The sequence below is a fragment of the Shinella sp. CPCC 101442 genome (genome assembly GCF_024704725.1).
Lineage (GTDB): Bacteria > Pseudomonadota > Alphaproteobacteria > Rhizobiales > Rhizobiaceae > Shinella.
The window spans coordinates 22,478-43,597 of record NZ_JALIQS010000003.1 but is presented as its reverse complement, the minus strand read 5'-3'; the positions used below and the strand labels follow the sequence as shown (position 1 = coordinate 43,597).

Annotated in this window: 23 protein-coding genes; 10 read left to right on the top strand and 13 right to left on the bottom strand. The window is 60.6% G+C overall.

Going from position 1 to position 21,120, the window contains the following annotated elements; translation table 11 throughout:
• Positions 1–53: 53 nt before the first annotated feature.
• Positions 54–743 carry a DUF599 domain-containing protein gene (locus MUO32_RS10835; protein ID WP_257948293.1) on the bottom strand — a complete coding sequence of 230 codons (690 nt, stop codon included), beginning with the start codon at positions 741–743 and terminating at the stop codon, positions 54–56.
• Between the two features lie 571 nt (positions 744–1,314).
• On the opposite strand from MUO32_RS10835, the gene MUO32_RS10830 reads away from it, so the two are divergent.
• Both MUO32_RS10830 and MUO32_RS10825 read left to right on the top strand, forming a co-directional pair.
• On the top strand, positions 1,315–2,715 hold the full coding sequence (locus tag MUO32_RS10830; protein WP_257948292.1) for an L-serine ammonia-lyase: 1,401 nt from the start codon (positions 1,315–1,317) through the stop codon (positions 2,713–2,715).
• A gap of 74 nt (positions 2,716–2,789) precedes the next feature.
• Entirely contained in the window at positions 2,790–3,227 is a 438-nt protein-coding gene (locus tag MUO32_RS10825) for a DUF1489 family protein (protein ID WP_257948291.1), read from the top strand.
• A 19-nt stretch (positions 3,228–3,246) separates the two neighbouring features.
• Here the strand turns inward: MUO32_RS10825 and MUO32_RS10820 are convergent, their stop codons facing one another.
• The 6 genes from MUO32_RS10820 to MUO32_RS10795 form a co-directional block, all read right to left on the bottom strand.
• Positions 3,247–3,519, bottom strand: coding sequence for a hypothetical protein (locus MUO32_RS10820; protein ID WP_257948290.1), 273 nt, complete (start codon positions 3,517–3,519; stop codon positions 3,247–3,249).
• 163 nt (positions 3,520–3,682) lie between these two features.
• Positions 3,683–5,161 carry a D-alanyl-D-alanine carboxypeptidase gene (locus MUO32_RS10815; RefSeq protein WP_257948289.1) on the bottom strand — a complete coding sequence of 493 codons (1,479 nt, stop codon included), beginning with the start codon at positions 5,159–5,161 and terminating at the stop codon, positions 3,683–3,685.
• A gap of 120 nt (positions 5,162–5,281) precedes the next feature.
• Complete coding sequence (locus tag MUO32_RS10810) at positions 5,282–6,046, bottom strand: hypothetical protein (protein ID WP_308311280.1); 765 nt, start codon at positions 6,044–6,046, stop codon at positions 5,282–5,284.
• Between the two features lie 261 nt (positions 6,047–6,307).
• Positions 6,308–6,907 carry a transglutaminase-like cysteine peptidase gene (locus tag MUO32_RS10805; RefSeq protein WP_257948288.1) on the bottom strand — a complete coding sequence of 200 codons (600 nt, stop codon included), beginning with the start codon at positions 6,905–6,907 and terminating at the stop codon, positions 6,308–6,310.
• 471 nt (positions 6,908–7,378) lie between these two features.
• Positions 7,379–7,990 (bottom strand): PilZ domain-containing protein, encoded by a 612-nt coding sequence (locus MUO32_RS10800; protein WP_257948287.1) that lies wholly within the window; start codon positions 7,988–7,990, stop codon positions 7,379–7,381.
• 137 nt (positions 7,991–8,127) lie between these two features.
• Complete coding sequence (locus MUO32_RS10795) at positions 8,128–8,772, bottom strand: PAS domain-containing protein (RefSeq protein WP_257948286.1); 645 nt, start codon at positions 8,770–8,772, stop codon at positions 8,128–8,130.
• A gap of 294 nt (positions 8,773–9,066) precedes the next feature.
• Here MUO32_RS10795 and MUO32_RS10790 point away from each other — a divergent pair, with 294 nt between their 5' ends.
• Positions 9,067–9,807 carry a rhomboid family intramembrane serine protease gene (locus MUO32_RS10790; RefSeq protein WP_257948285.1) on the top strand — a complete coding sequence of 247 codons (741 nt, stop codon included), beginning with the start codon at positions 9,067–9,069 and terminating at the stop codon, positions 9,805–9,807.
• 181 nt (positions 9,808–9,988) lie between these two features.
• On the top strand, positions 9,989–10,417 hold the full coding sequence (locus MUO32_RS10785) for a CBS domain-containing protein (protein ID WP_257948284.1): 429 nt from the start codon (positions 9,989–9,991) through the stop codon (positions 10,415–10,417).
• 75 nt (positions 10,418–10,492) lie between these two features.
• Here the strand turns inward: MUO32_RS10785 and MUO32_RS10780 are convergent, their stop codons facing one another.
• The 3 genes from MUO32_RS10780 to folE form a co-directional block, all read right to left on the bottom strand.
• On the bottom strand, positions 10,493–11,455 hold the full coding sequence (locus MUO32_RS10780) for a patatin-like phospholipase family protein (RefSeq protein WP_257948283.1): 963 nt from the start codon (positions 11,453–11,455) through the stop codon (positions 10,493–10,495).
• Positions 11,456–11,819: 364 nt separating this feature from the next.
• Positions 11,820–12,272 (bottom strand): phosphoribosyl-AMP cyclohydrolase, encoded by a 453-nt coding sequence (gene hisI, locus MUO32_RS10775; RefSeq protein WP_257948282.1) that lies wholly within the window; start codon positions 12,270–12,272, stop codon positions 11,820–11,822.
• A gap of 34 nt (positions 12,273–12,306) precedes the next feature.
• Positions 12,307–12,918: a GTP cyclohydrolase I FolE gene (gene folE, locus MUO32_RS10770; protein WP_257948281.1), complete on the bottom strand. Its 612-nt coding sequence runs from the start codon at positions 12,916–12,918 to the stop codon at positions 12,307–12,309.
• Between the two features lie 344 nt (positions 12,919–13,262).
• Between folE and MUO32_RS10765 the strand changes: the two genes are divergently transcribed.
• From MUO32_RS10765 to MUO32_RS10755, 3 genes are read left to right on the top strand one after another with little or no spacing between them, the layout of a single operon-like run.
• Complete coding sequence (locus tag MUO32_RS10765) at positions 13,263–13,709, top strand: iron-sulfur cluster assembly scaffold protein (RefSeq protein ID WP_257948280.1); 447 nt, start codon at positions 13,263–13,265, stop codon at positions 13,707–13,709.
• Between the two features lie 5 nt (positions 13,710–13,714).
• The gene (yidD, locus tag MUO32_RS10760) at positions 13,715–14,083 is read left to right on the top strand and encodes a membrane protein insertion efficiency factor YidD (RefSeq protein ID WP_257948279.1); all 369 of its coding nucleotides are present in this window, start codon (positions 13,715–13,717) and stop codon (positions 14,081–14,083) included.
• Positions 14,084–14,086: 3 nt separating this feature from the next.
• The gene (locus tag MUO32_RS10755; RefSeq protein WP_257948278.1) at positions 14,087–14,614 is read left to right on the top strand and encodes a DUF1697 domain-containing protein; all 528 of its coding nucleotides are present in this window, start codon (positions 14,087–14,089) and stop codon (positions 14,612–14,614) included.
• A 2-nt stretch (positions 14,615–14,616) separates the two neighbouring features.
• Here MUO32_RS10755 and MUO32_RS10750 read toward each other — a convergent pair whose 3' ends face one another.
• Complete coding sequence (locus MUO32_RS10750; RefSeq protein ID WP_257948277.1) at positions 14,617–15,189, bottom strand: isoprenylcysteine carboxylmethyltransferase family protein; 573 nt, start codon at positions 15,187–15,189, stop codon at positions 14,617–14,619.
• Positions 15,190–15,969: 780 nt separating this feature from the next.
• Positions 15,970–16,818 (bottom strand): pseudouridine synthase, encoded by an 849-nt coding sequence (locus MUO32_RS10745; RefSeq protein ID WP_257948275.1) that lies wholly within the window; start codon positions 16,816–16,818, stop codon positions 15,970–15,972.
• A 99-nt stretch (positions 16,819–16,917) separates the two neighbouring features.
• Here MUO32_RS10745 and prmB point away from each other — a divergent pair, with 99 nt between their 5' ends.
• The 3 genes from prmB to MUO32_RS10730 all read left to right on the top strand — a co-directional run bounded on the left by prmB (position 16,918) and on the right by MUO32_RS10730 (position 19,573).
• Positions 16,918–17,835 carry a 50S ribosomal protein L3 N(5)-glutamine methyltransferase gene (prmB, locus tag MUO32_RS10740; protein WP_257948274.1) on the top strand — a complete coding sequence of 306 codons (918 nt, stop codon included), beginning with the start codon at positions 16,918–16,920 and terminating at the stop codon, positions 17,833–17,835.
• A gap of 66 nt (positions 17,836–17,901) precedes the next feature.
• A complete protein-coding gene (locus MUO32_RS10735) occupies positions 17,902–18,144 on the top strand; it encodes a hypothetical protein (RefSeq protein WP_257948273.1) in 243 nt (80 codons plus the stop codon).
• Positions 18,145–18,277: 133 nt separating this feature from the next.
• The gene (locus tag MUO32_RS10730) at positions 18,278–19,573 is read left to right on the top strand and encodes a M10 family metallopeptidase (protein ID WP_257948272.1); all 1,296 of its coding nucleotides are present in this window, start codon (positions 18,278–18,280) and stop codon (positions 19,571–19,573) included.
• 474 nt (positions 19,574–20,047) lie between these two features.
• Here MUO32_RS10730 and MUO32_RS10725 read toward each other — a convergent pair whose 3' ends face one another.
• Positions 20,048–21,094 (bottom strand): reverse transcriptase family protein, encoded by a 1,047-nt coding sequence (locus tag MUO32_RS10725; protein ID WP_257948271.1) that lies wholly within the window; start codon positions 21,092–21,094, stop codon positions 20,048–20,050.
• Positions 21,095–21,120 lie beyond the last annotated feature (26 nt).

The window sequence follows — 21,120 nt, the reverse complement described above, 5'->3', positions numbered from 1 at the left end:
TCACGCCAAGCTTGCGCCGGGCGGATGGCCGAAAGGAGGCCGGTCGGGAGAAGTCAGTCGACGGTTTCGAGCACGGCGAGGCGCGCTTCCGAATAGAACTGACGGCGCACGAGCACGATGATGATGCCGATGGTCGTGGCGATGAAGAGGAACGGGCTGACGAACCAGCCGAGATAGCCGATCGACAGGAAGATGGCGCGCAGCCCCTTGTTGAAGTGCTTTGCCGCGAGAATGTTCATGCGGATCACCTTGTCGGCGGCAAGGTCGGCGCCCGCCGGATCCTTGTGGATGTCGCCGCTCATCGGCATGGCGCCGAGCAGGATCGTGCAATAGTTGAAGAGGCGATAGGACCAGCCGAACTTGAAGAAGGCGTAGCCGAAGATGATGGCGAGGCCGCCGACCTTCGTTTCGAAGCCGGCGCGGCTGCCGTGGAAGAAATAGGGCAGGTCGTTGAAGATCGCAAAAACCTGTTCCGTTGCGCCAAGCAATGCGAAGCAGCTACCGAGCGCAAGCAACGAGGTGGAAGCGAAGAAAGCCGTGCCGTTCTGCAGGCCGGCCATGATCTGCGTATCGATCATGCGCAGATCGCGGTGCATGGCGTTGCGGATCCACATCGCGCGCTGCGAACTCATGGCGCGCGTGAGGCTCACTCGGTCGAATAGCTTCGCCCGGTCCGTTATCCAGGAATACCCCATCCACAGGACGAGGAAGAGGGCGAGGGCGATGAGATCCGGGGTGTTCATGAAACGTCTTGTGCCACGGATTCGGCATTTTGCAAGCATCGGAGCAAGCTCGTTTGCAGGGCGTTCAGACCTTGGGCGAAACGGAGGCGGAGGAGTGTGGAAACAAGAGGGCGTCAGGGACGCGCAACTGTCTGATTTTGCGACAGGTCATGCGTGGAACGCGGGGCTCCTATGCCATGGCCGCCTTGGTTTCGCCATTTTTCGCGATTGCGGTTTCATGAATTCTTCATTAAACAGGGGCTCATGCGGCGCTGATATCGGCTGCTGCGCGACATCTTCCATTCGGGGAAATCATGGAAAGCACCGTTCAGAAATCCTGCTGGGGCGTTACTGCCCGTGCAGTCATCGGTTTTGGCGCCGTTCTGGTCATCGCCTATCTCTTCGGCGGCATCTGACAACATCAGGCCCAATCCCTACATAAACAGCGCGCTCTTAGCCGAGACGCGCTGTTTTTGTTTTCGCATGTCGCACTGGTAAAACCCGATGTCGGGAGATCACCAAGCGTGCGCCGCGTGATAACGTAGCTTCAACGGTCAATGCGTAGCCTGCTGCGGCGAGGAGAAGTCTGGGAATGTTCCTTTCGGTTTTTGATGTCTTCAAGATCGGTATCGGTCCGTCGAGCTCCCACACGATGGGGCCGATGTCTGCGGCGAACCGCTTTCTCGACCTGATCCTCTCCGATGACTGGCCGCGCCCGTCGAACGCCCATGTCGCGACGATTCGCATGAGCCTGCATGGCTCGCTCGCCTATACCGGCGTCGGCCACGGCTCCGACCGTGCGGTTATTCTCGGCCTGATGGGCGAGCGGCCGGACACCGTCGATCCCGACCGGATGGATGCGATCGTCGGTGACGTCGAGCGTACTGGCCGCGTCACGCCGCCGGGCCATCCCGGTTATGCCTTCCAGCCGAAGACCGACCTGATCTTCGACAAGAAGAACCCGCTGCCCGGCCACGCCAATGGCATGACCTTCTCCGCCTATGACCGCGACGACCGTCTTCTGTTGAAACGTATCTACTACTCGGTCGGCGGCGGCTTCGTCGTCACGGATACGGAACTGGAGCAGATGCGTGCCAGCAAGGCGAAGGCCGGCGACAAAAAGGTGCCGTTCCCCTTCGCCTCCGCCAAGCAGATGCTCGAAATGGCCGCACGCTCGGGCATGACGATTGCCCAGATGAAGCGCGCCAACGAGGAAGCGACGATGTCGCGCGAGGAGCTGGACGCCGGCCTCGACCGGATCTGGGGCGCCATGAAGAGCTGCATCGACCGCGGCCTCAAGAACGAGGGCATCATGCCTGGCGGCCTGAAGGTCCGCCGTCGCGCCCGCTCGATCCACGACAAGCTGCAGGAGGAGTGGCGTTCCAACAAGGCCAATCCGCTGCTCGCCAATGACTGGCTCTCCGTCTATGCCATGGCCGTCAACGAGGAGAACGCCGCCGGCGGCCGCGTCGTGACCTCGCCGACCAATGGCGCGGCCGGCGTCGTGCCCGCGACGATCCGCTACTACCTGCATTTCCACGAGGATGCCGACCAGGACGGCATTCGCGATTACCTGCTGACGGCCGCCGCCGTCGGCGGCATCATCAAGCACAATGCCTCGATATCGGGCGCCGAAGTCGGCTGTCAGGGCGAGGTGGGCTCCGCCTCCGCCATGGCCGCCGCCGGCCTTGCCGCCGTCATGGGCGGTTCGCCCGAGCAGGTGGAGAACGCTGCGGAAATCGCACTGGAGCACCATCTCGGCATGACCTGCGACCCCATCGCCGGCCTCGTGCAGGTGCCGTGCATCGAGCGCAATGCGCTGGGCGCCGTCAAGGCGGTCACGGCCGCATCGTTGTCCCTCAAGGGCGACGGCCAGCATTTCGTGCCGCTCGACGCCTGTATCGAGACGATGCGCCAGACCGGCGTCGATATGAACGAGAAATACAAGGAAACCTCCACCGGCGGCCTCGCCGTCAACGTGGTGGAGTGTTGATCGTCTCTTCGTTCCCTGTGGAATGCGACGCGGCGGCCCCTTGACCCGGCCGCCGCAAGGGCGTTCAAAGAACCATGGCCCTACATCTCATCAAACTCTGCGTCGGCGCTGATACGATCGACGATCTGCGCGAATGGGTATCCGAACGGTCGCTGATCGCGATCGCGGCGGGCATGGAGCCGCATTCGAGCCATGTCACCCGCATGATCCCGAAGCGGGATCAGGAGCTGCTGGACGGCGGCTCACTCTATTGGGTCATCAAGGGCCAGGTACAGGCCCGCCAGCGTCTGCTTGGCCTGAAGAGCTTTACGGATGTCGACGGTATTTCGCGCTGCGAACTGGTGCTGGGACCGGAAGTGATCGAGACCGAATTCCAGCCGCGCCGCGCTTTCCAGGGATGGCGCTACCTGACTGAAGAGGATGCCCCGCGCGATCTCAAGGATATGGGCGAGGGAACGGCCGACCTGCCGCTGGAGCTGCGGCGCGAACTCGCCGAACTCGGCCTTCTCTGAACTCCCAGAACGCTGACTGTCAGCGCAGGCGCATGCGCACCGGGTAGCGGCGTTCACTGACGCCGACATGGAGGTGGATCCCGGCGGACGGCTGGCCGGAACGCCAGGCGCGTGCGCCGTGTGCCAGCAGCATGCCGACGAGATCCTTCGTCTTGTTGCGCGAACGGCCCAGCCCGATATCCGCGATCCGCATCGCTGCTTCGTGCAGCGGGTGGAGCGTGCCCTTCAGCGGCCGGCGCTTTTCGTCGCGCGCTGCGGTGGGAACATCGAAAAGGTTTTCGTTCATCGCCATGATCTGCCTCGTACGCATTACCCAACCGAGGATGGCAGAGCCGCTACATGCGACACCCGCCTGTCTTCCCCCCGCAGCCATCGGTACGCAATACCTGACCGATGCTGTTGCGGGCGCAAGACGGTAGTTCGGAGACTGCGCCGCTGAGCGCAGTCCAATCTCGTTACTGCTGGCTGGCCCAGCAGGCAAAACCCTTGCGCTTCAGCACCTTGCAGGCAGCGGCTGCGCCGTTCTGGTTGTCGAAACCGCCAAAGCGGGCACGATAGAGTTCGCCGCTGCCGCTGTTGACGGCGACCGTGAAGGGCATCGCGCTCGAAAGCGCCTTGCCGCCGGAGTTCTTTGCCTTGGAGAGCAGCTCCTGCGCCTGGCCCTTGTCCGGCGTGGCACCGATCTGAATGACCCAGCCGGAGGGCGTGGATTCAGACGCTATGGCCGCCGTGGTGGTCGAGGAAGTCGTCAGCTTGTCGAGCGCGTCGCCCGTATCGCCCTGTTCCGTCAGGTCTTCCGCCGGAACGACGCTTTCACGCTGCAGCTTGAGCGTCGCGGCAAGCGCACGCTTGCCGATGATCTCGTTTGCACCCGATGTCGCGGCATAGGCCGTCTCGATGCGGGCTTCGTTGTAGCGATAGGTCGGGATCGGGCCGTTTTCCGGCAGTTCCATCGCGCGGTTGCTGAGCGTACCGCTTGCCGAGGCGGTCACCGCTTCGCTTGCGACTTCGGCGGTCAGCGTCGGCGCATCCTTGGTTTCGGCGATCAGGTCGCCACCGCCGCGGCGCGAGGCCTTCGGCATGTAGGCGGCGATCAGCTTGCGCATCTGCTGGTCGCGGGCGCCACCCGAACGGCCGCCGAGCACGACGCCGACGACGCTGCGGCCATCGGCAACCGCCGAGGTCACCAGGTTGTAGCCGGAGGCGCGGGTATAGCCGGTCTTGATGCCATCGACGCCGCGCACGCTGCCGAGCAGGCGGTTGTGGCCGTTGATGGTCTGCTTGCCGAAGCGGAAGCTGCGAACCGAGAAGTAGTCGTAATATTGCGGGAAATGCTGGCGAAGCGCGATGCCGAGGCGAGCCTGGTCACGGGCGGTCGTGACCTGCGCCGTGTTGGGCAGCCCGTTGGCGTTGCGGTAGGTGGTGCGCGTCATGCCGAGCGCCCGGGCTTTCTGCGTCATGATGCGGGCAAAACGCTCTTCCGAGCCGCCCAGCATTTCGGCAAGCGCCGTCGAGGCGTCGTTCGCCGAGCGCGTGATGAGGCCGAGCATGGCCTGTTCGACCGTGATCGCGTTGCCGACGCCGACACCGAGCTTGGTCGGCGGTTCGCTTGCGGCATTCTTCGAGAAGGGAACGCGGGTGTTGAGACGGATTTTCCCGGCTTCGAGCGCTTCGAATGTCAGGTACAGCGTCATCATCTTGGTGAGAGACGCCGGGTAACGCAGCTCGTCGGCATCCTCGCTGTAGAGCACCTTGCCGGTTTTGACGTCGATCACGATGCCGGCATATTTCGGGGCGGCTTGCGCGGGCGTCGCAACTGCGACGGTGGCGACCATCCCGACCATCACCAGACCTTTCGCCACAGTGGCAACTGCCTGACAGGAGCGGGGGAGGAAATCGAGGAATACGGAACGGGACACTACGTTACTCTTCATTCTCGGATTGCAGATGGCGTTCAGGCGGAGGTCCCTGAACGACCGTTGGCAGCACAGTAGCGGGGACAGCGTTACCAATCGGTTTATGATGAATCATTGGTTTCTGAGATTGACGCTTTTTTATCGGCCACGGGCGGTGGCGACGAGACGGCCGTTCTGCACGAAAGACTGGCCGAGATAGTCGCGAACGCGCGCCTCCATGGCCTGCCACTGCGGCAAAAGTCTGCTCGAAAAGCGGTAAAGCACGGAAAGATCGCGACCGATGTGGATATCGCGCTGGCAATCCGCACTGGTGGATTGCGCTTCGTCCGTCGGCATCATGCAGCGTACGGCATAAGGGGAGCCGTCCGGCAGTGTGCCGGTGAAGAACACCTCGCCGCCGTAGCCGGTGTTTTCCTTGAGGTGGCGCAGCGTCAGCGCGGCGGGCCCGAGTTCCGTGTGACCGTCGAAGAGGTGGCTGTAGATCGGCTCCAGCCGGCCGGACATATCCTTCGACATGGTGCTCTGCGAAAGGTTGAGGAAAATCAAGCTTTCCGGGCGGTTGCCGTCATTGAAGCGGCTGCGTTGGACATTGGTATAACCCTGCATCTCCGGCCAGGTGAGGTAGAGATCGACGCGCTCGGCACGGCCGGTCTGGCGCTGGTCTTCGAAGCGGATGACATTGGCAGGGAGGCGGATCTGGTCCTGGCCGATGATGACATCGACCGGCTCGGCATTTTCCGTGTGGCCTGCCAGGGCGATGCGTTCTCCGAGCATGCGGCCGACTAGGCTGATGCCGATTGTGAGGCTGGCGAGAACCGCGACGCCGATGGTCAGTCGCGCCAGCAGACGGTTGGAGAGGAGCGGTGCGTGCTCGTCGTCGCCTGTCGTCGCAAAGGCCATCATTTCTCGCATATCCCTGAGAAAATCGGGACCCAGATATGCCTGAATCTCTTGCGGACAGGTTCTGCGAGCATGGTTAATTTTCGATGAATTGCGGTGTGGGCTGGCATGCCCGAAAAAGGGGGCGGCCGGTTCCGGGGACAGCGGAACCGGCCGCAGGGCCGAGGTCGGGACGGGGATTGGGGGACTGACCGGGCCCTTTTGCGTGCCCGGCGGGTCGCCGGGCAATCTCCTCATGCGGCGCTGGGATCAGCGCCGGCAGTGTTACTTGACGCTACCGACGGCGTCGGCACGACCGTCCTGAAGCTTGACCCACTTGCCGGCATTGGCCGAGGACTGGCGCTTCAGGTAGCGATATTCGGTTTCGGACCAGAGCAGGACCTTGTTGCGCATGTTGTCGAGCACGAAGTCGCCGCGATCGGTGCGCACGGTCAGCACGGCATGGCCTTCGCCGTTCGGCTGAAGCACGACCGTGATCAGAAGGTTGGAGGGCGAAATGCCGGCTTCGATCAGGCGCTTGCGCTTGAGAAGCACGTAGTCTTCGCAGTCGCCCACCGCATCCGGATAGGCCCATTCTTCCTCGACGCCGTAGATATCCATGTCGGTCATCGGCTGCACGTCCGTGTTGGCCGAGTAGTTGACGTTGAGGATCGTCTTCCAGTTTTCCTGCGTCAGAGCGAGCGGGCCGGCATCCTTGCCGTTCGAGCCGCATTCGTCGGCGTACCGCTTGCAGAATTCGTAGTGGCCGATCGGCTGGTTGGTCGCACCGGCAAGCGGAATATTGGCCGGCAAGGCCATGGCGGCCTGCGCGGCGGCCAGAGAGAAGAGAAACGCGAATGCCCCTGTCTTAAGTGTTTTTGTCATTGTTCTGTCCCCGTTTGATGATGGGACAATGACACGGACTTTTTGATCTTACGCGAAAGTCGGAAGTATAACTTAGTTCAAATCAACATTGCATAAGTATAAAATGAAAACAAAACTTGAATTGATTTTTATCTGTATTTGATGCGGTTTTGATTAAAATTTGAACGGAATTTGTGTGTCGGCGATCAAACGACAAGCGCCTAAGAAATTGATTTTGTGGCTTTATTTTCACTGCGGCAGTCGCTGCGCATGCGGACGCTCCGGCGTCGCGTGCGGCCGATCATGGTCAGATGGCTGTCTTTTTGGATCAGAAAGATCTTGCGCCGAGCGTTTTCTTCGCTTTGGAGCGATTCCGGGGGGCAAAAAAAGTTCAAAAATAATTCGGGGAATTTGCGATGCGCCGTATTGAAACAGCAAAGGGCCCCGCAGGGCCCTTGTGAAACAGTTCCACCATTGTCTCGTATCGAAATGCTACAGGAAGGAGGTGAGCGCTTCCTTTGGCTGGACCGACGAGAACTCGATCGCCACGCCTTCCTGGAAATGGCGCACGACGCGGCCCTTCATGTTGCCGAGCTGCACGGGCGTGCCGAGTGCCGGGCGCACGTCGATATCGACGGCCGCGCCGGACATCGAAAGGTCGATGATGCGGCAAGGGTAGCGCCGGCCGTCATCGAGCGTGATTTCGGTGCGCGTGTTGCGCGGTGTCAGGCGGTTGTGGCGACGGTCCTCGGGAAGGCCCAGTTCGTGTTTGTTGGCGATCCAGGTCAGCTGTGCCGCGAGCTTCTCGCGCTTGCGGTCCGTGGCGGTGAGGGTGATCGCAAAGCCTTCGTCGTTGAGGTTTGCGACGTTGCCTTCGATGCGACCGAGATGATCGACATAGGCGATGATACGTTCGCCGACGCGGGGGCGGGCGGCGCAGATGAAGCTGGCGTCGCCCGGCGACATGTCGATGACGGAGCAGTCGTATTCATCGTGATTGGGCAGCATCAGCCGGCCGGGCAGGTTCACCGAAACACGCTGAAAGCTCCGCTGGTCGGGCTGCGGTTTGCGGGCGGCGGGCGATGCTTGCTGGAAGGAATACATGTGCGCGCGGGCCTGATGATCTTATGTCTTTCCAAGTCTTAAGCTTTCGCGGTTAACAGAAGGTTTGCCGCGGCTTTGAAAAGTGATGGGCTCCTCACGCTACGGCAATTTTTAGGTGTCTTGAGTTGTGATGGCGCCTAGCGCTCGCGCAAATCCTCCGCCTGTCGCCCGCCTTCGAATATTCTCAAGTGCAGAACGCGGCTGACCGTCTGGCCGAAAGCGGGCGGCCGCATGGTCATGATCGAGGCCGGCATGGGGATTGCCGGGCGGTTGCCGGCGGCAGCATGCGTGCGGCTCGGGTCGATCACCGAGAGAGAGCCGAGCGTGGCGTAGCGGAAGGCGGCAAGCGGCTGGCGCTGGCCGGGCAGGGGCGCAAAGGCGCCGATGATGCGATCGGCCGCACGCCCCTTCGAGGTGAGCGGCAGGAGCACGATTTCCGCCTCGGTCGTTTCGAGCGTACCGTCGACGAGTTGCACCTGCATGGTGGCGGGCGCACCGTGCGCCATGACGTTTTCGGTGATGCGGGCGATCCGGTTGCGCTGGTCCGGTGCAAAAAGCGCATCGAAGGCAGTGTTCTTCAGCTCGCGACCGAACTGGGCGCAGAAGCGGGTGCCGGCGAGCCGAAAGCGTGGATCGTGCAGTCCGCTGTGCTCCAGGATGAAGACATCGGGAAGGATGGCGGCGATATCGGCGGGCTCGATTGCGCTGCGCGGCGGAACAAGGCGATCGCCACGCTGACGCGTCCAATAATCGTAAAGAGCCGTCACGGCTTTCGTCTGCATGCTCATATCCATTCGGTTCTGTACCGTTCCGGCACGCGAAAGCGGGCTAAACGGGCATCTATGGAGAGCGGTGCGAGTTTCGTGCCACCTCGATATTAAGGTTAACAATTGGTTTCGATTGCGCGGCCGGGCGATTTTGGCCAAACATTTCGCCATCCCTCCACGAGGGAATGGTTTACTGCACATCGATTTCAGCCCCGGGGATTGGGGGCACCGGCCGTCAGCGAAAGCTGCACGGCCTTTCTTTTGTCTGTATAAGCGCGATTCGTATTTTATGAATTTGGTGGATCGACCATGAGCAGTGACGGCGTTGAAATGCGGGGTGATGGCGTGGATGTCCACAAGCGGGAGCCTGCTTTCAACCTGCCTGGCGGCCTTGTCTTCGTGCTGGTGGTGCTGACGCTCATCCATGTCGTGCGCACCTATCTGCTGTCCTCGGTCACGGACGAATCGGTTCTCCTGACGTTCGCCTTCATTCCCGGGCGTTACACGATCCCCTTTTCGGAGCAGGATCTGGGCTGGCTGTGGAGCCCCGTTACCTATTCGCTGCTGCATGGCAGCTGGGAGCACCTGATCTTCAACGCCTTCTGGATGGTCGCCTTCGGTGCGCCTGTCGTGCGGCGTATCGGGCTCACGCGCTTCTTCATCTTCTGGGGCCTTTGCGCCATCGCGGCCGTGGCGTTTCACACTGCGCTGCATTGGGGGGCGATGATTCTCGTCGTCGGCGCTTCCGGCGTCGTTTCCGGCCTGATGGGCGCGGCCGCGCGTTTCGTCTTCTCGCCGAGCGGCCGCATCAGCCGCCAGTTCGCGCATCTCAACCGGCGACTGACGATCTCCGAGGCGCTGTCGAACCGGTCGGTGCTCGTCTTCTCCGGCATCTGGTTTCTCACCAACTTCCTGATCGGCTTCGGCCAGATTTTCGGCTCCGTGGCCGGTGGGGCGGTGGCCTGGGAGGCGCATATCGGCGGCTTCCTGTTCGGTTTCCTTTTTTTCCCGCTGTTCGACGTTGCAACGACCGAGGCCCGCCGGGATTAACGATAGTCCATTAGCGGTCTTGCAATCGCCTCTGTCGTAGCGCACCATGTCCTTGTTCCGGTTCGCACATGCACACCGGGACAAGGAACATCCAAGGAGGAAAGGATGTTTCTGGTACAGGCAGGGCATCCCTGCGCGGGTGTCCCGCCTCTCTGCGTCATGATGCACACGGGAGGTACGCATGTATGTAAAGACGATACTGGACGAAAAAGGCCGCAACGTCGTAACCGGCGGCCCGCAGCTCACGGTAAGACAGGCTGCCGTCTATCTCCATGAAAACCACATCGGCGCGATTGTCATCGTCGATCGAAATGACCGTATTGCCGGCATTTTGACCGAGCGCGATATCGTGGCGGCCATTGCCCGTAACGGGGCAGAATGCCTGGACAAACCCATTTCCTCCATCATGTGGGGCAATGTCCATCGCTGCAGCGAGACGGAAACCGTTGAACAGCTCATGGAAATGATGAGTACGCTTCGTGCTCGTCACATCCCGGTGGAAAAGGACGGGCGGCTTGTCGGCATTATCTCGATCGGCGACGTGGTGAAATCCCACATTCGCGCGATCAAGCACGAAGCTGAAGCCATCAAGGCCTATATTGCCAGCTAGTGCTGCCACTGGAACGGTTTCGGGCGGAACGATCTCCATCGTCCCGCCCGCCGAGTTTCCAGATGCGCGTTGATCTCAGCGCGCCATCACCACTTCCTGCATGCGCTTGATCTCGAAAATCCGAGCCTTCGCCTCGAGATAGCCGCGATCGATGGATTCGCCTGCGCGGTGGAACTCCGACAGGCCGATATCCGACAACTTCGGGTGCAGCGCGAGATCCGGCGGATCGCCGGCAAGGCGGGCGCGGGAAATACGATCCTGAATGATGTTGAAGGACTGCACCATGACGCCGGTGAGGCCCAGGCGCGCGGCGCTGTCTTCCTGCCTGTTCTCGTCGATTTTCTGGGGGCTCGCGCTGTGCTTGATGACGGCGGAGCGGCCGTAGAGATCATAGTTGAGGTTGACGGCGACGACCAGCGGCTCTTCATGGGCCCGGCAGACCGAGACGGGCACGGGGTTGACCAAGGCGCCATCGACCAGCGTGCGGTTGTTGCACTTGATCGGCTCGAAAATGCCCGGCAGGGCATAGGAGGCGCGCAGCGCCGTGATCAGCGAACCGCTGTTGATCCAGACCTCGTGACCGCTGTTGACTTCCGTCGCGACGGCGACGAACGGGCGGTCGAGATCCTCGATCGAGAGGTGCTCCAGATGTTCCTGCATGCGCCGCGTCAACCGCATGCCGCCGAAAAGACCGGAGCCACGAATGGTGAAATCGAGCAGGCTCGCGATGCGCCGCATGGTGAGCGAGCGGGCAAACGCCTCCAGCTCATCCAGCTTACCGGCGAGATAACAGCCGCCGACGAGGGCGCCGATCGAGGTGCCCGCGATCATGCCGATCTCGATGCCTTCCTCTTCCAGCGCCCGCAGCACCCCGATATGGGCCCAGCCACGGGCAGCGCCGCCGCCGAGGGCAAGCGCGATCTTGGATTTGCGCGGCGGGGCCGGCACAGGGATGTGGGACATATCGTTCATTGAAGGGCCGCCCGGATCTGAAGCATCCGCCGTTACGAGACTACGATTAAAACTCCAGTTCAACATGCCGGACCTCCGTACCCAAAAGGAATTCGCGGCGAGGCAATCGGTTCCAGTGCCTCGGCGTCCTCGGGAACACAATAAGTGACAGGGTATATGCAGTCTGTGACGTGGGGAACTTGGAGGCGCGAAGAGAGCCTGAAAGCTCCGCCGAGTGCGTCCGGTCGAGGCTGGAGGAGGGCGCTTGCCCGCGGGATCGTCACCCCTTTCGAGGTGGTCCTGGAAACCGGTCGTGACGCATACGAGCGATGGTGTTCCATGTCCTGATCCGCATGGCGGGGATAGCAGCCGCCATGGGATGGATTAGGCGTCCGAACCGGTTGCCAAAGGGTGAATCCGTCCCGGAACGGGCCAGAAACTATGCAGATGCTTAATTTTTGCTGTAGACGGCTGAAGGATCGAACTGCGGTTCACCCCCCGCCATTGTCAGCACCGCACCGTCCGATCCGTTTGAAACCGTGCGGTAGAAGCAGGAGCGACGACCCGTGTGGCAGGTCGCATCATGGCCGGCGACGGAAACCTTCAGCCAGACCGCATCCTGGTCGCAGTCGGTTCGGAGTTCCACGACGGTCTGAAGGTTGCCGGAGGTTTCGCCCTTCTTCCAGAGCGCTTTGCGCGAACGGCTCCAATAGTGAGCGATGCCGGTCTCTATGGTCAGCGCCAGCGATTCGGCATTCATGTGCGCGACCATCAGCAACTCGCCATCCTTCGCATCCGTCACCACGGCCGTGACGAGACCGTGCTCGTCGAAACGCGGTGTGAAGGCCGGACCCGTTTCGAGTTCGGCCTTGTCCTTGGAAGGGGCGTCGAAGGTGATCGTCATGGCGGTCGGCTCCGTCCTGCGGAGCCGTTTTCGCCTAGCTCCGGATCATTGTCATGAACCGGACCTGCTCGGTCGGTTCGGTCTTGAAGGCACCGGTAAAGGTGGTGGTGAGCGTTGTCGAGCCCTGTTTCTGGATGCCGCGCATCGCCATGCACATATGCTCGGCCTCGATCATCACGGCCACGCCGCGTGGGTTCAGCGTCTCGTCGATCGATTTCGCGATCTGCGCCGTCATGGTTTCCTGCGTCTGCAGGCGACGGCCGAAGATTTCAACAACGCGGGCGATCTTGGAGAGGCCGAGAACGCGGCCGTTCGGCAGATAGGCGACATGCGCCTTGCCGATGATCGGCACCATATGGTGTTCGCAATGCGAGAAGAACGGAATGTCCTTTACCAGCACCATGTCGTCATAGCCGGCGACTTCCTCGAAGGTGCGGCCGAGCACATCCTCCGCGGCGAGGTCATAACCGGAGAACAGTTCACGATAGGCCTTTGCGACGCGCTTCGGCGTATCGAGCAGGCCTTCGCGCTGCGGGTCATCGCCCGCCCAGCGCAGCAGCACGCGAACGGCGTCCTCGGCTTCCTTCTGCGAAGGGCGGTCCGACTGGTCGTCGATACGCGGAAAATTGGTGACTATGGCGTCCATGGACCCATGACCTTTCTGCAGGTTACCTGACGTGTTTATCGGACTCGCCACTGGCCATTCGCCTAACCCTGCAGGCTTGGGTTCCGTCGGCGGGCTCCGGGGCTTTCTGGTCTTCGCTTAACAGTGCGCTGACCGTCCGGCACGGTTTCCCAAACAACAGGTGATGTCTGCCTTCCGCTTGTCCGCTTCTTGCAAAACGCTCACCCCAATACGAGTTATCATATAGTATCGATCACCAAGTGCGAAAGAGGCGGGAGGCGACACGCCGTGCTTTTTTCCCGACGTGACCGGAATAATCTGCTCGGATCATTGAAGATTCCGCAAAAAGCGCGGAAAACAGGGCCATGATGGACGATATCTATAACAGCCGCATTTTGGAATTCGCCGGCAACATCCCCCGGATCGGCACGCTGCCGGATGCGGATGCGGAGGCTGGCGCCCATTCCAAGCTCTGCGGTTCGCGCGTGAAGGTGTATCTGAAGCTCGATGGCGATAGGGTCAGCGACTTCGCCCATGAGGTGAAGGCCTGCGCGCTTGGCCAGGCGTCGTCTTCGGTCATGGCGCGCCATGTGATTGGCGCTACGGTCTCGGAAATCCGCCAGGCGCGGGAAGATATGCTCGCCATGCTGAAGGCCGACGGCGAGGGGCCGGGCGGCCGTTTCGAGGACATGCGCTTCCTCAAACCCGTCAAGGACTACAAGGCCCGCCACGCCTCCACCATGCTGACCTTCGATGCCGTGGTGGATGCCATAGGCCAGATCGAGGCGAAGCGGCTTGAAACGACCGGGTGAGGGGCATGTGCAATGCCCCGGAATGCCGGCATGATGCTTCGCGCCTCGCCTACAAGGGCCGCAATTGGCGCGGGCCGTTCCGCAAGACGCCGGGGCGGCTCCTTGGCATGGGTTTCATCCGATTCTACCAACTGACGCTGTCCGGCTTCATCGGCAATTCCTGCCGTCATCTGCCGACCTGCTCGGAGTACGGCTACGAGGCCGTCGCCCGGCATGGGCTGTGGCGAGGCGGTTTCATGACGCTGTTTCGCGTCGTGCGCTGCGGGCCAGGCGGCACCCATGGTTTCGATCCCGTACCCGAGATGCTGGAGAGCCGGTTTTCCCGATGGGCTCCGTGGCGGCTGTGGCGCGTTTCGCGCGCTGAAAAAGGCTGAGCCGTGACGACCTATGTCGCGCTCCTGCATTCCATCGTGCTTGGCCCTGGGAGACGTCTGCTCATGGCCGACCTGCGCGCCATGGCCGAAGAGCTTGGTTTTCGCGAACCGCGCACCCTTGTCGCCACCGGCAACCTGATCTTCGAGGCCGGGGAGGCGCCGCTTTCCGAGATCGAAGGGCGGCTGGAGGCGGCGTTTCGTGACCGCTTCGGCAAACATGTCGATATCCTCCTGCGCACGGCGGAGGCGTGGAAACGCGTCGCCGCGCGAAATCCGTTTCCCCGGGGTGACGGGCAGAGTGTCGGCATCCGCGTCATGCGAAAGCCGCTTGGCCGGGAGATCCTGCAAAAGCTGGAAGCGCTGACCACGCCTGATATCAAGCTCGATATCGTCGATGGCGACCTTTGGGTCGATTTCAGCGGTAAACCGAGCGAGACGAAGCTGCTATCGCATCTGACGACAAAAAAACTCGGCATCGGCACGCTGCGCAACGCCAACACCGTCAATGGCCTTGCGAAGATACTGGGTTGACCTCACAACCATCGCCGCACCCGCCTCCGATAATCTTCGTAGGGCGCGCCGAGATCGTGCACCAAAACCCTTTCCTCGGTACGGACCTGAAGCCAGACTGCCAGCACGACCGATGCTGCAAGAGCGACCTGCACCACATCCGGCCGCGCGAGGATGAAGCCGACAAACAGGACGACCTGCCCGACGAAGACCGGATTGCGGGAAAGTCCGAACGGTCCGGTATCGACAATGGCGCCGGAATGCCCTTCCACCGAGCCGATCCGCCAGGAAGCGCCCATATAGTGCTGGGCATGGATAGCGAAAAGCGCGCCGGAAAACGCTATCGCAAGGCCGGCGACCCGCACCTCGCTTGCAACGGGGAACGCTTCCCGGAAGGGTTCGATCCCGGCTGCCAGCATCAGCGGATACAGCAAGCCGCCGGCAAAGGAGGCGCGAAACAGAATAGCCGGCAGCCCTTGCCGCTGGTCCAGCGCAGACAGCCAGACGGGGCGTCCGGCGGCACGGGCGGACCGGGCAGTGAGAACAAGGAAGGCCGCAAGGTAGAATCCCATGATGGCGGCGGAAAGGAGGGGCATGTTCGGTCTCCGTATCGATCATGCCCGACGCTACTTCCTCTAGCGGCTTGAGGGTCAAGCGAACTCTCGACGGTTTTGTCGGCATTCTGCCGCCGCTCTCTTCGGCGGAGAACACGCCGGCTGCTGTTGCTGCTTGTGGCCGCTGCCGGCAAGGCAGCATCATGTTCAAAAAGACATGCCGGTTTTGTCCAGCGGCAGGCTCGGCACGGTGGGGAGGAGTTCGAGCATGAACGCCGGAACATTCGGCAAGCCGTCGGTAGACGCCATCAAGCGTGAGCGGGATCGCCTTGCCGCGTTCGACAATCTCAATCTTCTATGAGTTCTCGCGATGAGGGGTTTGACCGCACCGTCCGGCCAATCCAGCGGGTTTTCACTGTCGAAATCGACCTCGTTTCGCTGATCGACGGCCATCGGCACTGGCATCATGCCTGCTCGGGGCTTTCCGCCGAGGAAGTGTCGGGAGCATATCTTCTGTCGATATGTGCTCGCCGAAGAGCAGCCGATGATGGTGCAGGGCGCAATGAAGGATTCGCGATTCGTCGCGCACCCGGCTAGCGCCGGTCCTGATCATGTCCGCTTCGATGCAGACCGAGTCTGTCGATAGCCTCCATGCAGGCCGCCGATGGCACAAGCGCACGACGCCGTGTCCTCAAGGCCGGCAACATCGGTTTCAAGATCACCGCTAGACGATCGATTGTACCTTGAAAAGCCTTGGTGTGGCCAGCGCTGGCATCATCGTCAGCAACAGCGCGACCGGCAGAATCTCGAGGTCACCTTCCGCTAGCTGCGGCGGATGAGACGGCGCAGATCCTTCATCTCTGCCTCGGTGAGGGCGCGCATGGCGCCTTTTTCCAGCGTGCCGAGTTCCAAATTGCCAATGGAGATGCGCAGGAGACGCAGGCATTCGATGCCGAGCGCTTCCAGCATGCGGCGGATCTGGCGGTTGCGGCCCTCATCGAGGGTGATTTCAAGCCAGGAGTTTTTCTCGCCCTCGCGCAGCCTGCGCACGGCCTTTGCCCGCAGAAATTCGCCGTCGTGATGCACGCCGGCTTCGAGTGCTGCGAGGACGGCGTCGTCGGCGATGCGGTCCAGCTGAACGTGGTAGGTTTTTGCGACATGGGTCGCGGGGTCGAGCAGAGCGTTGGCGAATTGCGTGTCGTTGGTGAAGAGCAGCAGGCCTTCGCTCGCCTTGTCGAGACGGCCGACGGGGGAAAGATGGGCGTCGGCATGATCCACGAGGCAATCGAACACCGTTGGCCGGCCCTCGGGGTCGTGCCTTGTGGTGACGAGGCCGCGCGGCTTGTTCAGCATCAGATAGAGGCGGGCTTCGGCGACGACGCGTTTGCTGTCGACGGTGATGAGGGCTTCGGTGAGATCGATCCAGGTTTCGGGATCGGTGACGGTGCGGCCGGAAAGCGCGACGCGACCTTCTGCGATCAGCGTCTCGGCTTGCGTGCGCGAGCAGAAACCCAGTTTGGAGAGTGCGCGCGACAGGGTGACGCGCTTGCCCTCTGGCGCGGTTTTCGGTTTGGCGGCCGGGCGAGGCCTGACGCCGGCAGGCCCACGCGACGCCCCGCCCGCCTTGCGGGCGAGGGAGGGTTTCTGCCTGTTGCGCGTATCCTTCGCCATGCTGTCGCGGAAAGCCTCTATCGTCGCGATTGACCGCCCCGCCCTTGCCATTCTAAAGCCGGGTCAGTCCAGTCAATAATATCGCACACGAGGCCACCGTTGACACAGCAAGACATCACAACCGAACTCGTGACGCTGCGCGACTACTGGCGCTATGCGATCTCACGCTTCAATGCGGCCGATCTCAGCTATGGCCACGGCACGACGACGGCGAGCGATGACGCGGCCTATCTGCTGCTCGATTCGCTGGAGCTGCCGATCGACGCGCTCGATCCCTTCCTTGATGCCCGCCTGCTGCCGGAGGAGCGGCGCATGCTCGCCGAGCGTATCGAGACGCGGGTTACCACGCGCAAGCCTTCGTCCTACATCACGGGCCGCGCCTATATCCAGGGTGTGCGCTTCCATGTCGACGAGCGGGTGATCGTGCCGCGCTCGCATATCGGCGAAATCCTGTTTGCCGAATATCTCGGCGAAAACGGCTCGTCCTTCCTGCCCGACCCAATGACGGTGGAAAGCGCCGTCGATATCTGCACGGGCTCCGGCTGCCTTGCCGTCATCGCGGCAAAATTCTTCCCGCAGGCGACGGTGGATGCGGTCGACCTCTCGGCCGATGCGCTGGAAGTGGCAAAAATCAATCTTGATGAACACGATGTCGAGGACCAGGTGACGCTTTATCAGGGCGATCTTTTCGCCCCGCTCGAAGGCCGCACCTACGACCTCATCATCACCAATCCGCCCTATGTCGACCACGAGGCACTGGACGGTTATCCGCCGGAATTCCGCGCGGAGCCGGAAATGGCCCATGACGGCGGCGTCGATGGGCTCGATCTCGTGCGCCGCATCCTTCAGGAGGCCCCGGCCTACCTCAATCCCGAAGGCGGCATGATCTGCGAGATCGGCTCGGGGCGGGAAATTCTAGAGGAGGAATTCCCGCATCTCGATTTCGTCTGGCTGGAAACAGCCGAATCGCAGGATGCGGTGTTCTGGATCTCGGCGGAATCGCTCGGCGTTTCCTGAGCATTCTCCGGCTTTCGCTGTAAAACGAAGCGACACTCCAAGCGTTGTGGCCGGCAGCCGCCTTTGTTGCCGGTCGATATCGTGCATTGTCGCAAGAGATTTACATCTTCACCGGCATTTTGCGGATTGTTTGCGGACAATGCCTGGGGATTAAAACAGAAGGTGATTTTCCGTCAGGCAAGATCGGGATTTTCGCGAAGCATTTCCTCCATTTCTGATCGTGGTTTGTTGTCGGAGATGGAAAATCTGCTGCCGGTATTTTCCATCTGGACGATTCGCGCTTTCGCTCGTAATGCTTGTGCGGGATGAATAGGGGTATCTAATGGCGAAAATTGTCAAGGCACCAAAGATTAGCAATTCTCTTCTCGATGCGATAACGGAAAGCAAGGTCTGGGGAGAGGTAAATCTACAGTATTATTTCGGAAACCAGAATAGCCTATCCTTGGATTCCGAGTTCAGGTCCTCCTTCAGCGAGGAGTTTACAGGAAATCCGGATGCCGTCTTTGCTTTCAAGAGTGTTGCTCTCAAGGCTTACAATTCGCTTTCGGCAGTAACGGATCTCAACCTGACCCGAACCACGGACACGACAAAGGCGGATCTTGTCCTCGTCAGCTCGTCGGCGCCGATCGATGAGGACCTGGAAGGCTTTTTCCCGTTCCCCGGCACATCACACCGCGCCGCCGGCGACAGCTGGCAGATGGGGGTTTTCAATTCGAGCGCCGAAGCGCTGATGGCGACCGCTGAAAAGGGTGGTGGCCAGTATGCGAGCTGGACCGTTCTGCACGAGATCGGCCATTCGATGGGCCTGTTGCACACGCATAACGAGGACACGGGCGAACCGCTCGCGGTAACCGGTGTGCTGGACAATGAGCGCTACTCGGTCATGTCGTACAATCCCGCGAGCGGGGGCGTGAAATACGGCCATGCCGTTACCTATATGGCGCTTGATATTGCCGCCTTGCAGGCACTATACGGCAAGGACGACTATGCCGAAGGCGCGTCCACCTATCGCTTGACGTCCGTCCGAAGCGCGTCGCTCGACCTTGGTGAAGGCGATATGTCGATCGGTCGCGCCTATGCATGCGTATGGGACACCGGCGGCTCGGATACGATCAGCGTCTCGGGTGGTGCCTACAGCATCATCAACCTGTTCGATGCGACCCTGAACACGTCGGGCAATACCGGAGCCATGGCAAGAACGCTGGCTGCGCTGAAGACCACCGATTTCTATGACGATCTTTCCAGCGTCATCCGCAAGCAGATCACCTCCGCCGCCTACAATGCCGGTGGCTCGTTCAGCGAGATCCTGCGCGAAGGAACCAACGGCCTCAAGGGTACCGGCGGCGGCTTCTCCATCGCCAATGGCGCCGTGATCGAGAACGCAAAGGGTGGTGCTGGCGATGACCTGCTGATCGGCAATGAAGCGAAGAACCGTTTCTGGGGCGGCGCGGGCGACGACACCATTATTTCATCTTCCGGAAACGACAGGATGAAGGGCGGCGCCGGTGCCGACACCTTCGTCTTCGCGCGGGGGGATGGGCATGACGTCATCGATGATTTCAAGGGGGAGGATTTCATCAGCCTCGTCAAATTGGCCGGCGTGACATCGTTCTCGTCCTTCAAAAGCCATGCCGTCGATACGGATGACGGCGTGCTTCTGACCGCTGGATCCGACACGCTGCTGCTCAAAGGCGTGGCTGAAAGCAGCCTCAACAAGGGCGACTTCCTGTTCGCCTGAAAGAGGCGTTGCAAGCCTGTTATGACGGAGCCCTCTTTGCGAGAGGGCTCTGCTTTCATGTGGCCCAGGCGTTCTTCGTAGGCGGTTTTGTCCTCCTTCCAGCGTGGCGATGCTTCGCTGCGCAGTGTCTTCGCATCGCCTTGTCCGAAAACCGCTGACGCACTTTTCGGGGGCATGCGCGGCAATGCTTGCATGGCGGACCCGAGCTGACCCCGCGACCCGGGGAGGGGGGAAGCCTCGCCCGCCGCAACTCCCGCCGGCCCGATCTCGTAAGACACGGGAAAAGGCCTTGGGTCATCACGGCGCTCCACGCCTCTTTCGCCCCTGCCGTACGTTTCGGCAGGAAACGAAAGCGCCTCCTCCCGCCTGCATCGACACGTTACGGGATCCGTCCGGCGGCGGAAGGATGATCAGGATATGGCAGGTTTTGGGGGTGGGGAAAATTGGCGTGCAACAAGATTAGGAAGGCCCGGCTTACAAGTCAAAAGGCGCATCCAACGATGTTGAAACGTCCTCAGCTAAATTGTGCCGACGCAGTTTGGTTTTTTGAGCGTCAAGGCGGTAAAGCTTTGCTCGCTTCTGACGCAGCATGTTCATTTGATTCGATGCCTTTTGACCAATCAGGGATTCATAACCTACGATGTATCGCACGGTTCCAAGGTTGGTTAGCAAAGCCTGAATGCAAGAATCTTTCTCGGTAAGCGTCTCAGCGCTATGGAGATTTTCCCACAGTTCTTTGATTTTTAGATTGAGCGTGTTTGGCGCAGCTAATTTTGCGCCAACTACGCCAACCCCGGTAACAAAAACTGGCCTGTTACCTGTCCGGTATCTGATTTTATGAGATTTCAAGCAGGCATGACGGATGATTTCCCTAATCTCCGCAACGACTATACCGGGCACAAACTCTCCAGAGATTGTTAGATCGTCAACCCAGACAGAATAGCGAAGATTGTGTTGATCACAGAGGTTTGCAATTTCATCGAACATCGCGCGATGAACAAGCGAGCACAAAACCGGCGTGACGGGGGAGCCGAGAGATACGCGACCATCAATTGTACAAAGGTGAGTAAGAAGACCTGCTACATCTTCGTACATCCCCAGTTCGCTTCTGAACCAATGCTTCACCATTTCTGACGTCGTTGACGGATAGAATTGTTTCAAGTCAATGGTTAAATATTGCTTTTGATCAAGGTGATGAGCAGCATTGTCGCGCTGCCCTCGTTTCTTTCTCGGGTTAAAGAGGTAACTGGGTTGCTTAATTTTGTTCAGATGAAATTTAAGCCGTTCATGAACACGCCGGAGTCTCGAGACTGGATAGCGCAGATCGCGAACTTTTTGTTTTTTTCCAATTTTCACAATGCGTCGAACAACGAACTGCTCTTTGTAGTCGACGAGCCGGCGAAGATCGTCCCTAGTCTCACCCAATAACGCACCAATGTCGCGTTGCGTGGGGTGCTGCCCAAGAGGGGACCTCGCCAGCTCATATCGCTCAGTATTGTTTCGTTTAAATCTACGAAGCATTGACTATTTTTTTTGGTGATAATTTT

Excerpts from the sequence above, each read along its gene's own strand:
- MUO32_RS10835 (WP_257948293.1), bottom strand. The coding sequence starts at position 743 with ATGAACACCCCGGATCTCATCGCCCTCGCCCTCTTCCTCGTCCTGTGG.
- MUO32_RS10830 (WP_257948292.1), top strand. The coding sequence starts at position 1,315 with ATGTTCCTTTCGGTTTTTGATGTCTTCAAGATCGGTATCGGTCCGTCG.
- MUO32_RS10825 (WP_257948291.1), top strand. The coding sequence starts at position 2,790 with ATGGCCCTACATCTCATCAAACTCTGCGTCGGCGCTGATACGATCGAC.
- MUO32_RS10820 (WP_257948290.1), bottom strand. The coding sequence starts at position 3,519 with ATGGCGATGAACGAAAACCTTTTCGATGTTCCCACCGCAGCGCGCGAC.
- MUO32_RS10815 (WP_257948289.1), bottom strand. The coding sequence starts at position 5,161 with ATGAAGAGTAACGTAGTGTCCCGTTCCGTATTCCTCGATTTCCTCCCC.
- MUO32_RS10810 (WP_308311280.1), bottom strand. The coding sequence starts at position 6,046 with ATGATGGCCTTTGCGACGACAGGCGACGACGAGCACGCACCGCTCCTC.
- MUO32_RS10805 (WP_257948288.1), bottom strand. The coding sequence starts at position 6,907 with ATGACAAAAACACTTAAGACAGGGGCATTCGCGTTTCTCTTCTCTCTG.
- MUO32_RS10800 (WP_257948287.1), bottom strand. The coding sequence starts at position 7,990 with ATGTATTCCTTCCAGCAAGCATCGCCCGCCGCCCGCAAACCGCAGCCC.
- MUO32_RS10795 (WP_257948286.1), bottom strand. The coding sequence starts at position 8,772 with ATGCAGACGAAAGCCGTGACGGCTCTTTACGATTATTGGACGCGTCAG.
- MUO32_RS10790 (WP_257948285.1), top strand. The coding sequence starts at position 9,067 with ATGAGCAGTGACGGCGTTGAAATGCGGGGTGATGGCGTGGATGTCCAC.
- MUO32_RS10785 (WP_257948284.1), top strand. The coding sequence starts at position 9,989 with ATGTATGTAAAGACGATACTGGACGAAAAAGGCCGCAACGTCGTAACC.
- MUO32_RS10780 (WP_257948283.1), bottom strand. The coding sequence starts at position 11,455 with ATGTTGAACTGGAGTTTTAATCGTAGTCTCGTAACGGCGGATGCTTCA.
- hisI (WP_257948282.1), bottom strand. The coding sequence starts at position 12,272 with ATGACGATCACCTTCGACGCCCCTTCCAAGGACAAGGCCGAACTCGAA.
- folE (WP_257948281.1), bottom strand. The coding sequence starts at position 12,918 with ATGGACGCCATAGTCACCAATTTTCCGCGTATCGACGACCAGTCGGAC.
- MUO32_RS10765 (WP_257948280.1), top strand. The coding sequence starts at position 13,263 with ATGATGGACGATATCTATAACAGCCGCATTTTGGAATTCGCCGGCAAC.
- yidD (WP_257948279.1), top strand. The coding sequence starts at position 13,715 with ATGTGCAATGCCCCGGAATGCCGGCATGATGCTTCGCGCCTCGCCTAC.
- MUO32_RS10750 (WP_257948277.1), bottom strand. The coding sequence starts at position 15,189 with ATGCCCCTCCTTTCCGCCGCCATCATGGGATTCTACCTTGCGGCCTTC.
- MUO32_RS10745 (WP_257948275.1), bottom strand. The coding sequence starts at position 16,818 with ATGGCGAAGGATACGCGCAACAGGCAGAAACCCTCCCTCGCCCGCAAG.
- MUO32_RS10725 (WP_257948271.1), bottom strand. The coding sequence starts at position 21,094 with ATGCTTCGTAGATTTAAACGAAACAATACTGAGCGATATGAGCTGGCG.